This window comes from Acidovorax sp. GW821-FHT10E03, from assembly GCF_059415205.1.
Genome location: NZ_JBWKMU010000001.1, coordinates 622,726 through 638,618 on the forward strand (window position 1 = coordinate 622,726; position 15,893 = coordinate 638,618).

Consider the following 15,893-nt stretch of genomic DNA (forward strand, 5'->3'; position numbering starts at 1 on the left):
CATAGGTCTGAAAATTTTTGGGTTTACCTTACCCCCGTAAAGTAAACCCTATGGTTGCATTTTGCAACAAGAGATGGTCAGTAGTGGCTTGGCAGCATTCGCAATTTGCATCCGCGCTTTGACGTACTACCGCAGACCGCGTGAAGTGCCGAGATAGCCGCAGCGAGCTATCTGGGGCACGCGAAAGCGTTGCCGAGGCCTGCTATGCGCTGCACGGAGGATGCGTGGCAAGGTCGTGCGCACCACCATCGGCGAGGCCAAGACGCCATGCCTGCTGGACCGCTTCAATCGGCAGTTCGGGGTCGAGAGTCCCACCAATTTTGGGTCAGCGACTTCACTTGCACCTCGCCTTGGCAGGGCTGGAGGTACGTGGCCTTTGTCATCGACGTGTTTACAACGCACTGGAGCCAAATTGATTCACCACCGGACTCCCTGAATAACCAAGGAAGTAGTCGAGTAGCCACGCTCGAGTGTTTATCGTTGTTCAACCACCATCTGTCCTTTTCATTTGCCGGGCTTTAAATGAATTTGGGTCGAAGTTCAGTCTTGCCCGGCCAAAGTAGACCGCATAGCATCCCTGTCAAGCACCCACCCGCCATGAGGTGTTGCACACAAAGACAGGAGACAAGCCTTGCCATCCACCCGCTGGAGTCACTGCGGCGCCGAAGATCTGGGCGTCTTGCAGACCATCTTCTGGTCCGCAGGCGCGTCGCGCAATGCACTCGCGCAGCGCTTGGCCTATTCCAAGAGCAAGGCCAACGCCATGGTGGCGGCCCTGCTGGACGAAGGCCTGCTCGACGAGGTGGGCCTGCAGGAGTCCTCTGGCGGCCGGCGGGCCGAAACCCTTCGATTGAGCGAAACCCTGGGCGTGGTGATTGGCGCCGACCTGGGCGCGACCAGCATGCAGGTGGCAGTGATGCGGCCCGACATGACGGTGCTGGCGCGGCACCGCGAGCCGATTGATGTGCGCCAGGGGCCGGGCGTGATCCTGGCGCGGGTGCGGGGGCTGATGCGCGAGTTGTTGGCGCGCTGCGGCATGCAGGCTTCGCAGGTGATCGCCATCGGCATGGGCGTGCCGGGACCGGTGGATTTTGAAAGCGGCCAGCTCGTCAACCCGCCGCTGATGCCCGACTGGGACGGCTTTTCGATCCGCGACTACCTGCGCGAGGCATTTGCCGCGCCGGTGTTTGTGGACAACGACGTGAACCTGATGGCGCTGGGCGAGCTGTGGCGGCTGCAGCGCAATCTGCCTAACTTTTTGGTGATCAAGGTCGGCACGGGCATTGGCTGCGGCATCGTGTGCCACGGGCAGGTGTACCGGGGCGCCAATGGGTCGGCCGGTGACGTGGGCCACATCTGCGTGGACCAGAGCGGGCCGCGCTGCCACTGCGGCAACCAGGGCTGTGTCGAGGCGATGGCGGCAGCGCCCGCCATGGCGCGCATGGCGATGGAGGCCGTGGAGCGTGGCGAGAGCGCGATGCTGGCCGAGCGCCTGCAGGCCACCGGCACGCTGACGACTGAAGACGTGGCCCAGGCCAGCAAGGCGGGCGATGTGGCGGCCAACGCAATCATTCAGCGCGCGGGTAGCCTGGTGGGGCAGATGCTGGCGTCCATCGTGAACTTCTTCAACCCGTCGCATGTGTTCATTGCGGGGCGGGTGACGGACATGGGGCCGCTGTTCCTCGCGTCGGTGCGGCAGAGCGTGTACCACCGCTCGCTGGCGCTGTCCACGCGGCACCTGGAGATTCAATACGCGCCGCTGGCCGACGATGCCGGTGTGGTGGGCGCGGGCGTGCTGGCCATGCAGCAGAGTCTGGCGCTGTCGCCGCGTTCACCTGTGCCTGCAACAGCGGGCAGTGCCGTGGGGGCCACACGATGAGCGTCGCTGTCGAGTTTCGCAATGTGACCAAGGAGTTCGGCCCGGTGCGCGTGCTGCACGGGGTGGGCTTTGCGCTGCAGCCGGGGCGTGTGTACGGCCTGCTGGGCGAGAACGGCGCGGGCAAGTCCACGCTGATGAAGATTCTGGCGGGGTACGAGAGCCCCACGACCGGCGAGGTGGTGGTGGACGGCGCGGTGCGCGCCCCCGGCGGCGGCTCGCGCGCGGCCGAGGCGCAGGGCATTGTGCTCATTCACCAGGAGTTCAACCTGGCGGACGATCTGACGATTGCGCAGAACATCTTCTTGGGCCACGAGATCAAGCGCGGCCCCTTCCTGGACGACAAGGCGATGCGCGAGAAGACGCGTGCCGCTCTGGCGCAGGTGGGCCTGCCGCTGGACCCGGACACGCGGGTCAAGAAGCTCATCGTGGCCGAGAAGCAACTGGTGGAGATTGCCCGGGCGCTGGCCCGCAATGCGCGCCTGCTCATCATGGACGAGCCCACCGCCACGCTGACCCCGGGCGAGACGGAGCGCCTGTTCACGCTGATGGCTGGCCTGAAGGCGGCGGGCGTGACCATCATCTACATATCGCACAAGCTCGATGAGGTGGAGCGCACCACCGACGAGGTGGTGGTGATGCGCGACGGCCTGCTGGTGGCGCGCGAGCCCACGGCCAGCGTGACACGGCGGCAGATGGCCAACCTGATGGTGGGCCGCGAGCTGGCGGATTTGTTTCCGCCCAAGCTGCCCGCGCCTGCGGGTGGCGAGCCGGCCATCCAGGTGCGCGGTCTCACGGTGCCGGGCTGGGCCGAGGACGTGAGCTTTGACGTGCGGCGCGGCGAGATTCTGGGCTTTGCGGGGCTGGTGGGCGCGGGGCGCACGGAGCTGTTCGAGGGCCTGTTGGGCCTGCGCCCGCGCTCGGCCGGCACGGTGGAGCTGGCGGGCAAGCCGGTGAATTTGAAAAGCCCGCGCGATGCGGCGCGCCACGGCCTCACTTACCTGAGCGAAGACCGCAAGGGCAAGGGCCTGCACGTGCACTTCAGCCTGCGGCCCAACCTGACGCTGATGGCGCTGGAGCGCTATGCCAAGCCCTGGCTCGACCCGGCGGCCGAGCAGGCTGCGCTGCGCGATGCGGTGCAGGAGTTCGGCATCCGCACCGGGTCGCTGGAGGTGCGCGCGTCGTCGCTGTCGGGCGGCAACCAGCAAAAGCTGGCGCTGGCCAAGGTGCTGCACCCCGGCCCCAGCGTGGTGGTGCTGGACGAGCCCACGCGCGGCGTGGACGTGGGCGCCAAGCGCGAGATCTATCACCTGGTGCAGCGCCTGGCAGAGCAGGGGCTGGCGGTGGTGGTGATTTCTTCCGAACTGATGGAGCTGATCGGCCTGTGCCACCGCGTGGCGGTGATGCGCGCCGGGCGGCTGCAGACCACGCTGCAAGAACCACATTTGACCGAAGAGGAGTTGATCGCACATGCCACAGGTACCCGCTGAAAACGCATCCACCGCAGCGGGCCGCCACGGCGGCGCCACGGCCTGGTGGGGCAAGCTGCACGGGCTGGGCCCGGTCATCGGGCTGGTGCTGCTGTGCATTGCCGGCACGCTGCTCAACAGCAACTTCGCCACCTACGACAACGTGATGAACGTGCTCACGCGCACAGCCTTCATCGGCATCATCGCGGTGGGCATGTGCTTTGTGATCATCTCGGGCGGCATCGATCTGTCGGTGGGGTCGATGGCGGCGCTGATCGCGGGCTCGGTCATCCTGTTCATGAACGCGATGGCGCCCGTGCTGGGCTCACCCATGGCGGCCGTGGTGGTGGGCATGCTGCTGGCGGTGGTGCTGGGTGCGGTGTTCGGGCTGGTGCACGGCCTCTTGATCACCAAGGGGCGCATCGAGCCCTTCATCGTGACGCTGGGCACGCTGGGCATCTTCCGCGCGTACCTCACGTACTTTTCGAACGGCGGGGCCATCACGCTGGAGAACGATCTGTCGGACATCTACAGCCCTGTGTACTACGCCAACCTGCTGGGTGTGCCGATTCCGGTGTGGATCTTCCTGCTGGTCGCTGTCATCGGCGGCGTGATCCTGAACCGCACGGCCTATGGCCGCTATGTGCAGGCCATCGGCTCCAACGAGCAGGTGGCGCAGTACGCGGCGGTGGACGTGCACAAGATCAAGATTCTGACGTACATGCTGCTCGGCGTGTGCGTGGGTATTGCCACGCTGCTGTACGTGCCGCGCCTGGGGTCCGCATCGCCCACCACGGGGCTGCTGTGGGAGCTGGAGGCGATTGCCGCCGTCATTGTGGGCGGCACGGTGCTCAAGGGCGGGGCGGGCAGCATCACCGGCACGGTGGTGGGGGCGATCCTGCTGTCGGTGATCAGCAATATCTTGAACCTGACCAGCATCATCAGCGTGTACCTGAATGCAGCGGTGCAGGGCTTCGTGATCATTGCCGTGGCCTTTATGCAGCGCGGCAAGAGGTGACGCAGGGGTCGGAACAACTTCGAGTTTTCCACCCACTCTTTGCGCGTATTTATTTTTCCAAGGTGTTCCCCAGTCGGCCAGGCTTTCATGGCCATTTTTCAGCAAAGCAATAGCAACAGGAGACAACGCATCATGAATAGCAAGACAACTTCTTCCTTCACCCGCCGCCTGGCCCTCTCGGCCGTGGGTGCCGCCGCCGCGCTGGCGTTGGCAGGCCCTGCGATGGCGCAGGCCAACAAGACGGTGGTGGGCGTGGCCATTCCGTCGGCCACGCACGGCTTCACCGGTGGCATCGTGTACTGGGCCAACCAGGCCAAGAAGGACCTGGAGAAGGCCCACCCCGGCCTGCAGGTCATCGTCAAGACCGCAGGCGGCGCGCCCGAGCAGGCCAACCAGCTGCAGGACCTGGTCACGGTGAACAAGATCAACGCCCTGGTCATCTTCCCGTTCGAATCGGCAGCGCTGACCAAGCCCGTGGCCCAGGTCAAGGCCAAGGGCGTCTACGTGACGGTGGTGGACCGCGGCCTGACCGACACCAGCGCGCAGGACGCTTATGTGGCCGGTGACAACACCGCGTTTGGCAAGATCCCCGCCGAGTACATCGCCAAGGCGCTGAACGGCAAGGGCAACGTGGTGGCCATGCGCGGCATTGCGACCACGCTGGACAACGAGCGCATGGACGCGTTCAACGCGGTGCTCAAGAACCACCCCGACATCAAGCTGCTGGACGCCAAGTACGCCAACTGGAATCGTGACGATGCCTTCAAGGTGATGCAGGACTACCTGACGCGCTTTCCGCAGATCGACGCGGTGTGGGCGGCCGACGACGACATGGCTGTGGGCGTGCTCAAGGCCATCGAGCAGGCCAAGCGCAAGGACATCAAGCTGGTGTTCGGCGGCGCGGGTGCCAAGGGCATGATCAAGACGCTGGCCGACGGCAGCAACCCGCTGATCCAGGCCAATGTGTCGTACAGCCCCAAGTTCATTTACGACTCGATCAAGCTCACGGCCGAGGCGCGCATCAAGGGCGAGAAGCTGCCTGCGACGACGATCATCCCGTCCGTGCTCATCACCAAGGAAAACGCGAAGAGCTTCTACTTCCCGGACTCGCCATTCTGATGGTGTTTTTGAGTCAAATAAGCCTCTAGCGCTTATCCATAAAGCGCAAGCAGCTATTGAAAATATAGCTGCTTGCCGCTTCGCACCTGCAACCCCACGCCCCTTGGGAGCCGCCATGCCAAGACCCGTCACCCTTTTCACCGGCCAGTGGGCCGACCTGCCGCTGGCAGAACTCGCGCCGCTGGCACGCAGCATGGGCTACGACGGCCTGGAGCTGGCCTGCTGGGGCGACCATTTCAACGTGCAGGAGGCGCTGTCGTCGCCCCAGTACGTCAAAGACAAGCACGCACTGCTGGCCCAGCACGGCCTGCAGTGCTTTGCCATCGGCAACCACCTGGTGGGCCAGGCCGTGTGCGACCTGATCGACGAGCGCCACCAGTCCATCCTGCCGCCGCATGTGTGGGGCGACGGCGAGCCCGAGGGCGTGCGCCAGCGCGCCGCCGCCGAGCTGGCCGACACGGCGCGCGCCGCCGCCAGGTTTGGCGTGAAGACAGTCACGGGCTTCACGGGCTCGTCGGTGTGGCATTCGATCTATGCGTTTCCGCCCACCACGCAGGCGTATTGGGACAAGGGGTTCGTGGACTTCGCGGACCGCTTCGGCCCCATCCTCGATGTGTTCGAGGAGCATGACATCAACTTCGCGCTGGAGGTGCACCCCACCGAAATCGCGTTCGACATCGCCTCGGCCGAGCGGGCGATTGCTGCAGTGGGCGGCAACAAGCGGTTCGGCTTCAACTACGACCCCAGCCACCTGGCCTACCAGGGCGTGGACTACATCAAGTTCATCCGCCAGTTCGCCGACCGCATCTACAACGCCCACATGAAGGACGTGTGGTGGGGCAAGGGCGACGGCACGGTGGGCACCTTCGGCGGGCACACCAGCTTTGGCGATGCGCGGCGCCACTGGGACTTTCGCAGCGTGGGGCGCGGGATGATCGATTTCGAATCCATCATCGTCGCGCTCAACGACATCGGCTACCAGGGCCCCCTCTCGGTGGAGTGGGAAGACAGCCGCATGGACCGCGTGCACGGCGCCACGGAGAGCGCGGCGTTCTGCAAGCGGCTCGACTTCAAGCCCGCGGCGGGCGCATTCGATGCCGTCTTTGCACGGGACAAGCAGGCCTAGCCGCGCTCCTCAAACCGACAACAACACACAGCGAGCAAAGGCTTTTCGTATGTCCAGTGAAAGAAAGCTCCGCTACGCCATGGTCGGCGGCGGCCACGGCGCCTTCATCGGTGCGGTGCACCGCAAGGCCATGGCGCTCGACGGCCAGTTCGCGCTGGTGGCCGGTGCGCTCTCGTCATCGCCCGAGCGGGCCCGCGCATCCGGCGCCGAACTGGGTCTGGCGGACGACCGCAACCACGGCAGCTGGCAGGACCTGCTGGCCGACGAGCTGCGCCGCAGCCCCGATGAGCGCATCGACCTGGTGAGCATCGTCACCCCGAACCACGTACACCACCCCGTGGCCCTGGCCTTTGTGCAGGCGGGCTTTCACGTGGTGTGCGACAAGCCGCTGGTGCACACCAGCGCGCAGGCCGAAGAGCTGGTGGCCGCCGTGAAGAAGGCGGGCACCGTATTCGGCGTGACCTACAACTACACGGGCTACCCGATGGTGCGCGAGGCCCGCCACCTGGTGCAAAGCGGCGCCCTCGGCGTGCTGCGCAAGGTCACCGTGGAATACAACCAGGGCTGGCTGGCCACGCCGGTGGAGCAGGGCGGCGGCAACAAGCAGGCCGACTGGCGGCTGGACCCGGCCCGCAGTGGCGCGGTGGGCACCATGGGCGACATCGGCTCGCATGCCGAGAACCTGGCCGCCACCGTCACCGGCCTGCGGCCCGAGGCGCTGTGCGCCGACCTCACCACCTTTGGCGCAGGCCGCCAGCTGGACGACGACGCACAGCTGCTGCTGCGCTACGCGGGCGGTGCACGCGGCGTGATCGTGGCGTCGCAGGTGGCGGCGGGGCTGGAGAACGATGTGCGCCTGCAGGTGTCCGGCACGCTGGGCACGCTGGTGTGGCGGCAGGAGGACCCGAACCACCTGGTGCATTCGCCGGTGGACGGGCCGCGCCGCATCCTCACGCGCGGCTCGCCCTGGCTCAGCGAATCGGCGTTGCGCGCGGGGCGCATTCCGGCCGGGCACCCCGAGGCTTTCATCGAAGCGTTTGCCAACGTCTACCTGGGCGTGGCGGCGGACATCCGCGCCTGGGCGTCGGGCAGAACCGCCAGCGCGCTGGAGGCCGATTACCCGCGCGTGGAAGACGGGGCCGAGGGCGTGCGCTTCATCGAGAAGGTGGTGGAGTCCGCCGCGAGCGAGCGCAAGTGGACGGCGCTGGCTGGGTAGGCGGGCGGGCAGGCCGGTGGAGGGGGATGGCACAGGGCAGAATCACCCGATGACCTCCGAGAAAGACAAGATGATCTCCGGCGCGCCGTACATGGCCGCCGACCCGCAGCTGGTCGCCGACCGCCTGCGCGCCCGCCAGTTGTGCCACGCCATCCACCACGCGCCTGCGGCGGATGCTGCCGCGCTGCAAGCCCTGCAGGCGCAGCTGCTGCCGGGCCAGCCCGGCAGCGTGCAGATCACGCCACCGTTTCATTGCGACTACGGCTACAACATTTTTCTGGGTGAAGGCGTGTACTTCAACTTCAACTGCGTGGTGCTCGACGGCGCGCCGGTGCGCATCGGGGCCCGCACGCTGTGCGCGCCGGGCGTGCAGATCTACACCGCATCGCACCCCTTGTCGCCCGAAGAGCGCGCGACCGGCGTCGAGCTGTGCCTGCCCGTGACCATCGGCGAGGACGTGTGGATTGGCGGCGGCGCCATCATCTGCCCCGGCGTGACGATTGGCGATGGTGTGGTGATCGGCGCGGGCAGCGTGGTCACCCGCGACGTGCCGGCGCGGGTGCTGGCGGCGGGCAACCCGTGCCGGGTGGTGCGGCCGCTCGACCCGCTGGTGGCCTGAGGCGACCCGGCGAACCCGTGCGGTCGCCCGCACGGCGGCTTACTGGGCGTTGGCCAACTGGAACCGCTGGTCGAAGTTCATCTTGCCCAGCACGCGCAGCGCGGCGGTGCGCGTGGCGGCATCGACCTTGCTGATGTCCAGGCTGTAGCGCCTGGCGGTGGACACCACGTCCACGCACTTGTGCCCCCATTGCACGGCCACCAGCAGGGTGGCGCGCTGGCCCGCCTCCACGCCGCCCACGGAGACGCCGCGCTGTTCGGGCCGCAGCATGAATTCCAGGTGGGGCGTGCGCGTGAGCGTGAGGCGACTGGCTCCCACGGGGCCCAGCGCGAACGAGACGACCCAGTCGTCTTCATCTTCCACGGTCAGGAACGGGACATGCTGGGGTGCTGCCATGGTGGGCGTCGGGTGGGGTGGAAAAGGCCTCGCGGGGCCAGGCTGGTAGCGCTGCCCCGGTTGCGGACGGCCGCCAGTATGCCGTTGCAAGAGCTGTGCCGAGGGCGGGAGAACCCGAGGTTGGGCCTTTCCAACGCGGCGGCGGCCTGTCAGTTTGCTGCAAGCAAGGGCATGCGCCGCAGGGCGGGTGCCCTGGAGGCCAGGGAACCCGGTGAAAAAGGGGTGTTTTGGTAAAACTGGCCGCAAGTGCTTGATGTGTAAGTGCTGGCAGCTACTGTTTTGATAGCATCGTGGGTGCGGACGGCTCTCGGGCCATCGCCGAGGCCAGGGCGCCCACGGTGGCCAGGGCGGCTTCAAAGCGGCTTTGCGCGGGGTGCCCGTAGTTGATGCGCACACAGTTCGCAAAGCGCCGGTCCGCCGAAAAGATCTGTCCTGGTGCCAGGCTGATGCCCTGCTGCAGTGCCTGGCGGTGCAGTTGCAGGGCATCGATCTGCGGGGGCAGCTCCACCCACAGGAAGTACCCGCCCTCGGGCTGCGCGACCCGCGTACCCGGTGGGAAATGCCGGGCCACCGCCGCCAGCGCCGTCGCCTGCTGCTGCGCCAGGCTGCGGCGCAGCTGGCGCAGGTGCCGGTCGTAGCCGCCCTGGGCCAGGTACTCGGACAACGCCTGCTGCGACGGCGTGGCGGCCGAGAGCGTGGTCATGAGCTTGAGGCGCTGCACCGCCGTGGCAAAGTGGCCCGCCGCCACCCAGCCCACGCGGTAGCCGGGTGCCAGGCTTTTGCTGAACGAGCTGCAGTGCATCACCAGGCCTTCGCCGTCAAAGGCCTTGGCCGGGGGCGGGCGGTGGGGGGCGAAGTGCAGTTCGCCATACACGTCGTCCTCGATCAGCGGGATCTGGTGGCGCGCGAGCAGGGCCACGAGTTCGCGCTTCTTGTCCTCGGGCATCAGGCTGCCCAGCGGGTTCTGGAAGCTGGGCATCAGCCAGCAGGCCTTGACGGGCTGGTGCGGGGGCTGGCGCGCCAGGGCTTCGGCCAGCGCGGTCAGGTCGATGCCGTCGCGCGGGTGGGTGGCCACCTCCAGCGCCTGCAGGTTCAGCCGCTCCAGCGCCTGCAGCGCGGCGTAGAAGGTGGGCGATTCGACCACCACGACGTCGCCGGGGCGGGTGACGGCCTCCAGGCAGAGGTTGAGCGCCTCCATCGCGCCGTTGGTGATGATGATCTCCTGCGCGTCCACGGCCATGCCGTGCAGGCCGTAGCGCAGCGCGATCTGCTGGCGCAGGCGCTCGTCGCCGGGCGGCAGGCTTTGCACGATGCTCCAGGGGTCGAGCTTGCGCATGCCGCTGCACAGGCAGCGCGCCAGGCGCTCCAGCGGAAACAGCTCCAGCCCCGGGAAGGCCGAGCCCAGGGGCACCAGGTCGCGGTCGCGCGCCAGGCCCAGCACCTCGAACACCAGGTCGCTGATGGCCACGCCGGTGGAGGTGTGCGCCGGCTGCGAGGGCAGGGGCTCGGCGGGCCGGGACTCGGCGACCGGCAGCCGGGCGCTCACGTAGTAGCCCGAGCGCGGGCGCGCATGGATCAGGCCCTGGGCCTCCAGCAGGTAGTACGCCTCGAACACGGTGGACGGGCTGATGCCGCGCGTGCGGCTGGCCTCGCGCACCGAGGGCACGCGGTCGCCCGGGCGCAGCGCGCCGCTGTGGATGAGCTGGGCAATGGCGTCGGCGTGGCGTTCGTAGCGTTTCATGGGGGCTGGGGTTGATCCAGGGCAAACTGATCTGTATTTTTAACTAGAAACTGAATCTGTACTGTTTTTGGGGCGGGGCGTAGAGTGGTGGCATGTGCTGGTGTCTGTCGCGATGTGTGCGGGCCGGCCGCTTCCCTACTGATAAAACCCCATGATCGATTGCCTGCGCAGCCTGCTGCGCCCTGTTTCCCGCCTGGCCGGCGCTTCTGCCGCGATGGCGCTGGCGTGGAGTGCTGGCGCCTGGGCCCAGTCCGTGCCTCGCCCTGCGGCGGCTGCGGCGGCCCCGTCCGCCACGGTGTCCGCGTCGTCGATGTCCTCGCGCGTGCTGGCCTGCACGGCCTGCCACGGCAAGGAAGGCCGCGCCACGCCCGACGGCTACTTTCCGCGCATCGCCGGCAAGCCGGCCGGTTACCTGGCCAACCAGCTGCTCAACTTCCGCGACGGGCGGCGCAGCTATCCGCAGATGACCTACCTCATCGAGCACCTGACGGACGACTACCTGCGTGAAATGGCCGAGCACTTTGCCGTGCAGGACCTGCCGTACCCGCCGCCGCCCGCACCCCAGGCGCCGGCCGCGGCGCTGGAGCAGGGGCGAGTGCTGGTGCAGCAGGGCGATGCCGCGCGCCGCATTCCGGCCTGCGTGTCGTGCCACGGCAGCGCCATGACGGGCGTGGCGCCGTCCATCCCGGGCCTGCTGGGCCTGCCGCGCGACTACCTCAACAGCCAGCTGGGCGCCTGGAAGACCGGCCAGCGCCGCGCGCATGCGCCCGACTGCATGGCCGACATCGCCCGCCAGCTCACGCCCGACGATGTGAGCGCCGTGTCCGCCTGGCTGGCCGCCCAGCCCGTGGCAGGGGGCGGCAAACCCGCCCGCACGCTGCCCGCCCCCATGCCCGCCCGCTGCGGCGGCGTGGCCGAGGTGCCCGTGGCGGCCGCTTCCGGCGCGGCGCGCTGAGAGGGATGTCATCCATGAAACGCATCCTCTGGACGATTTCTTCCGTGCTGGCCGCCCTGGGCATCACGGCCGCCGCACTGGTCACCCTGAACCTGCGCGGCGAAGAGCCGCTGCCCGGCGCCGAGACGCTGCAGGGCACGCCCGCGCTGGTGGCGCGCGGCGAGTACCTGGCCCGTGTCGGCAACTGCATGGCCTGCCACACCACCCAGGGCGGCGCGCCGTTCGCGGGCGGGCGCGGCATCGAGACGCCGTTCGGCGTGGTGCACAGCTCCAACCTCACGCCCGACAAGGCGCAGGGCATCGGCAGCTGGACCTCGGCCGAGTTCTGGCGCGCCATGCACCATGGCCGCAGCAAGGACGGGCGCCTGCTGTACCCCGCCTTCCCGTACCCCAACTACACCCAGGTCACGCGCGAGGATTCCGATGCCATCTTTGCCTATCTGCAAAGCGTGCCCGCCGCCGCCGAAGCCAACCGGGCGCATGCGCTGCGTTTCCCGTACAACACGCAGGCGGCGCTGGGCGTGTGGCGCGCGCTGTTTTTCACCCCGGGCACACCCCGGCCCGAGCCCGCACAGACGGCCGAGTACAACCGGGGCGCCTACCTGGTCAACGGCCTGGGCCATTGCACCGCCTGCCACACGCCACGCAACGCGCTGGGCGCCACCACGGATGCCAAGGCCTTCACCGGCGGGCTGATTCCCGTGCAGAACTGGTATGCCCCCGCGCTCAACGCGGCGGCCGAGGCGGGCGTCAAGGAATGGCCCGCCGAGGACGTGGTGGCCTTGCTCCAAACCGGGGTGGCCCCGCACGGCTCGGTGCTGGGCCCCATGGCCGAGGTGGTGTTCCGCAGCACGCAGTACCTGACCGATGCCGACGCGCGCGCTATGGCGGTATACCTGCAGGCCTTGCCGCAGCAGGGCGGCCCCGCGCCCGCAACGCCGCCCGCGCCGCCCTCCGCGGCCATGTCCCGGGGCGCGAAGGTGTATGAGCAGCAGTGCGCGCAATGCCATGGCGACGCGGGGCAGGGCGAGCCTGGGGCGTTCCCCGCGCTGGCCGGCAACCGCGCGGTCACGCTGGCCGATCCCACCAACCTGGTGCGCGTGGTGCTGCAGGGCGGCTACCTGCCCGCCACCGCCGGCAACCCGCGTCCGCACGGCATGCCCCCGTTCCAGCAGACCCTGTCGGACGAGGAAGTGGCGGCGGTCGCCACCTTCGTGCGCAACAGCTGGGGCAACCAGGCGCCCGGTGTGGGTACCATCGAGGTCTACCGCGCCCGCGAGCGGCGCGGCATGTAGACCCAGACCCGGCCCCGGGAGGGCCTCTGCGCAGGGCCGCAGGGGTTCCCCGGCCGGAATGACCCAGGAGTTACGCTGATGGAAAGTCCGGCCGTGTTGCCCGATCCCGCCTCAGGGGCGCCCCCGCAGGCCGCCGCTGGCGGTTGGTGGGCTGTATGCCTGTGCGCGGGCTGGTGCGGCACCTGCCGCGACTACCGCCCCCTGTTCGACGAACTGGCCCGGGCGAACCCCGGGGTGCGGTTCGAATGGGTGGACATCGAGGACGAGTCCGAGATCGCGGGGGACCTGGATGTGGAGACTTTTCCCACACTGCTGATCGGCCGCGGCGCCAGCGCGCTTTTTCTGGGGCCGCTGCTGCCGCAGGCGCCAGTGCTGGCCCGGTTGCTGGGCAGCCTGCAGGCGGGCGCGCGCAATGCGTCGGCGGCCGGTGGCGAGGCGCAGGGCGTGTTCGAGCGCGTGCGCGCGGCGCGCGGCGCCCAGGACGACTAGGACGACGAGGACGACGAGGACGACGAGGACAAATCGGCTGGGCAGGCGGGGCGCAGCAGCGCACCTTTCTGCCGGAAACGCCGCTGGCCGCACAGGCGCCGGATTTTTGTGCCGGCGGGGCCCCTGCCGGCGGGTTCAGAAGGCAGTTTGACCACAGTCCATCTTTGCAAATCAAGGCGTTACACGCTACAATATGAATCTCACGACCAAACGGGCGGGTACCAACCGCCCGTTTTTTTTGGTCGAATGCTTTTGGAGCTCGAAGCTGTCGGGGAAGGTCTCCGGGGGTTATCGGGTTTTTTGTTTTGGACTTACGCAAACAAGGGCGCACAGGAAGTGCTCCCACCATGGGGTCGGCGACTCGCCGGATCCCGATTTGCGTCAGTCGTGTTGTTTTCCGGGATTGAACTGAACACGTGGCATTACAGCAAGTCGTTGAACAAATTGTGACGGGCCTGGGATATGACCTGGTGGAGATCGAACGCTCTGCCGGTGGTCTGCTGCGCATCACCATTGACTTGCCCTGGGTGCAGCCGCCCGCCGACGCGCCGGTCCCGGCGCTGGATCAGTTTGTCACCGTCGAAGACTGCGAAAAGGTCACGCGCCAGCTGCAATTTGCGCTGGAGGTCGATGGCGTCGAGTACAAGCGCCTGGAAGTGTCTTCCCCCGGTATCGACCGCCCCTTGCGCCACGAGCAGGACTTCGTGCGCTTCGAGGGCTCGGTCATCGACATCACCCTGAAGGCGCCCATCGGCGCCGCAGCGGCGGGGCAGGTCAATGCCACCCGCAAGAAATTTCGCGGCACGCTGGAGCGGGCCGAAGCTGGAGGCTGGCAGATCGTCTGGAGCGACGAGCCGCCGGTCAAGCCGGGCCAGAAGGTGAGCAAGAAACGCGTTCCGGCGCCGCTGCAGGCGCTGGGTTTTACCCTGGATGAGGTGCGGGACGTCCGTCTGGCGCCCATCGTGGATTTCAAGGGGCGTGGAGGCAAGGCCGGGCCGGCGTCCGCCTGAGTGGCTGAATGAATTGGGGTGGGTGGCCGCAGCGCGCGGACCCTGCCCTCGGGTGATTGAAACAGGAGAGTCGTCGCATGAATCGCGAATTGTTGATGTTGGTTGAGGCCATTTCGCGCGAAAAGAACGTTGAGCGTGATGTGGTCTTGGGCGCCGTGGAGTCGGCCTTGGCCCAGGCTACCAAGAAGCTGTACCAGGGCGAGGTGGACATTCGCGTGTCCGTCGATCGCGACAGCGGCAACTATGAGACTTTCCGCCGCTGGCTGGTCGTGCCCGATGACGCGGGCCTGCAGAATCCCGAAGCCGAAGAGCTGCTGATGGATGCGAAGGACCGCATTCCCGACATCGAAGTCGGCGAGTACATCGAAGAGGGTGTCGAGTCCGTGCCGATCGGCCGCATCGGCGCCATGGCCGCCAAGCAGGTCATCCTGCAGAAGATCCGTGACGCCGAGCGCGAAATGCTGCTCAACGACTTCATGTCGCGCGGCGAGCGCATCTTCACCGGCACCGTCAAGCGCATGGACAAGGGCGACATCATTGTCGAGTCCGGCCGTGTGGAAGGCCGCCTGCGCCGCAGCGAGATGATCCCCAAGGAAAACCTGCGCAGCGGCGACCGCGTGCGGGCAATGATCATGGAAGTGGACCTGACCCTGCGCGGCGCGCCCATCATCCTGTCGCGCTCGGCCCCCGAGTTCATGATCGAGCTCTTCCGCCAGGAAGTGCCCGAGATCGAGCAGGGCCTGCTGGAGATCAAGTCCTGCGCCCGCGACCCCGGCTCGCGCGCCAAGATCGCCGTGCTGTCGCACGACAAGCGCGTGGACCCCATCGGCACCTGCGTCGGCGTGCGCGGCACCCGTGTGAACGCGGTGACCAACGAACTCGCCGGCGAGCGCGTGGACATCGTGCTGTGGTCAGAAGACCCCGCCCAGTTCGTGATCGGCGCGCTGGCGCCCGCCAACGTGTCCTCCATCGTGGTCGATGAGGAAAAGCACGCCATGGACGTGGTGGTGGACGAGGAAAACCTCGCCATCGCCATCGGCCGCGGCGGCCAGAACGTGCGCCTGGCGTCCGATCTGACCGGCTGGAAGATCAACATCATGGACGCCGCCGAAAGCGCGCAGAAGCAGGCGAACGAGACCGACACGGCCCGCAAGCTGTTCATGGAAAAGCTGGATGTGGACGAGGAAATCGCCGACATCCTGATCTCCGAAGGCTTCAACAGCCTCGAAGAAGTGGCCTATGTGCCGCTGCAGGAAATGCTGGAGATCGAAAGCTTCGACGAAGACACCGTCAACGAGCTGCGCGCCCGCGCCAAGGATGCGCTGCTCACGATGGAAATCGCCCGCGAGGAAAGCGTGGAAGAGGTCTCCCAGGACCTGCGCGACCTCGAAGGCCTCACCCCCGAGCTGATTGCCAAGTTGGCTGAAGGCGGTGTGCATACACGTGACGACCTGGCCGATCTGGCCATTGATGAACTGACCGACCTGACCGGACAGTCTGAAGAAGAAGCCAAAGCCTTGATCATGAAGGCGCGCGAACACTGGTTCGCGGGGCAAGAGTAAAG

General features: G+C 67.4%; 14 protein-coding genes and 1 pseudogene. 13 read left to right on the forward strand and 2 right to left on the reverse strand.

Translation table 11 applies throughout. From position 1 onward, the window contains the following. Window positions 1–220: 220 nt before the first annotated feature. The 8 genes and pseudogenes from AC07OD_RS02935 to AC07OD_RS02970 all read left to right on the forward strand — a co-directional run. Window positions 221–393, forward strand: a pseudogene (locus AC07OD_RS02935) (IS3 family transposase); the annotation flags it as partial. 238 nt (window positions 394–631) lie between these two features. Further along, window positions 632–1,879 (forward strand): ROK family transcriptional regulator, encoded by a 1,248-nt coding sequence (locus AC07OD_RS02940; RefSeq protein ID WP_494595033.1) that lies wholly within the window; start codon window positions 632–634, stop codon window positions 1,877–1,879. Beyond that, window positions 1,876–3,366, forward strand: coding sequence for a sugar ABC transporter ATP-binding protein (locus AC07OD_RS02945; protein ID WP_494595034.1), 1,491 nt, complete (start codon window positions 1,876–1,878; stop codon window positions 3,364–3,366). The genes AC07OD_RS02940 and AC07OD_RS02945 overlap by 4 nt, the downstream gene beginning before the upstream one ends. After that, the gene (locus AC07OD_RS02950) at window positions 3,347–4,363 is read left to right on the forward strand and encodes an ABC transporter permease (protein ID WP_494595036.1); all 1,017 of its coding nucleotides are present in this window, start codon (window positions 3,347–3,349) and stop codon (window positions 4,361–4,363) included. Before AC07OD_RS02945 ends, AC07OD_RS02950 begins: the two co-directional genes overlap by 20 nt. A gap of 132 nt (window positions 4,364–4,495) precedes the next feature. Then, entirely contained in the window at window positions 4,496–5,482 is a 987-nt protein-coding gene (locus AC07OD_RS02955) for a substrate-binding domain-containing protein (RefSeq protein WP_494595038.1), read from the forward strand. Window positions 5,483–5,597: 115 nt separating this feature from the next. Beyond that, entirely contained in the window at window positions 5,598–6,608 is a 1,011-nt protein-coding gene (locus AC07OD_RS02960) for a sugar phosphate isomerase/epimerase family protein (protein ID WP_494595039.1), read from the forward strand. Window positions 6,609–6,657: 49 nt separating this feature from the next. Then, window positions 6,658–7,824 (forward strand): Gfo/Idh/MocA family protein, encoded by a 1,167-nt coding sequence (locus AC07OD_RS02965; RefSeq protein ID WP_494595041.1) that lies wholly within the window; start codon window positions 6,658–6,660, stop codon window positions 7,822–7,824. A gap of 49 nt (window positions 7,825–7,873) precedes the next feature. Further along, window positions 7,874–8,443, forward strand: a complete 570-nt coding sequence (locus AC07OD_RS02970) for a sugar O-acetyltransferase (RefSeq protein ID WP_494595043.1) — start codon at window positions 7,874–7,876, stop codon at window positions 8,441–8,443. Between the two features lie 39 nt (window positions 8,444–8,482). Here AC07OD_RS02970 and AC07OD_RS02975 read toward each other — a convergent pair whose 3' ends face one another. After that, window positions 8,483–8,839 carry a hypothetical protein gene (locus AC07OD_RS02975; RefSeq protein WP_218294346.1) on the reverse strand — a complete coding sequence of 119 codons (357 nt, stop codon included), beginning with the start codon at window positions 8,837–8,839 and terminating at the stop codon, window positions 8,483–8,485. 271 nt (window positions 8,840–9,110) lie between these two features. Continuing rightward, window positions 9,111–10,580: an aminotransferase-like domain-containing protein gene (locus AC07OD_RS02980; protein ID WP_494595045.1), complete on the reverse strand. Its 1,470-nt coding sequence runs from the start codon at window positions 10,578–10,580 to the stop codon at window positions 9,111–9,113. Window positions 10,581–10,731: 151 nt separating this feature from the next. Here AC07OD_RS02980 and AC07OD_RS02985 point away from each other — a divergent pair, with 151 nt between their 5' ends. The 5 genes from AC07OD_RS02985 (at window position 10,732) to nusA (ending at window position 15,891) form a co-directional block, all read left to right on the forward strand. After that, window positions 10,732–11,535: a c-type cytochrome gene (locus AC07OD_RS02985; RefSeq protein ID WP_494595046.1), complete on the forward strand. Its 804-nt coding sequence runs from the start codon at window positions 10,732–10,734 to the stop codon at window positions 11,533–11,535. Between the two features lie 14 nt (window positions 11,536–11,549). Continuing rightward, a complete protein-coding gene (locus tag AC07OD_RS02990; RefSeq protein WP_494595048.1) occupies window positions 11,550–12,830 on the forward strand; it encodes a c-type cytochrome in 1,281 nt (426 codons plus the stop codon). A 78-nt stretch (window positions 12,831–12,908) separates the two neighbouring features. Further along, the gene (locus AC07OD_RS02995) at window positions 12,909–13,319 is read left to right on the forward strand and encodes a thioredoxin family protein (protein ID WP_494595050.1); all 411 of its coding nucleotides are present in this window, start codon (window positions 12,909–12,911) and stop codon (window positions 13,317–13,319) included. Between the two features lie 416 nt (window positions 13,320–13,735). Beyond that, complete coding sequence (gene rimP, locus AC07OD_RS03000; RefSeq protein ID WP_218294351.1) at window positions 13,736–14,329, forward strand: ribosome maturation factor RimP; 594 nt, start codon at window positions 13,736–13,738, stop codon at window positions 14,327–14,329. A gap of 77 nt (window positions 14,330–14,406) precedes the next feature. After that, window positions 14,407–15,891 (forward strand): transcription termination factor NusA, encoded by a 1,485-nt coding sequence (nusA, locus tag AC07OD_RS03005; RefSeq protein ID WP_218294352.1) that lies wholly within the window; start codon window positions 14,407–14,409, stop codon window positions 15,889–15,891. Window positions 15,892–15,893 lie beyond the last annotated feature (2 nt).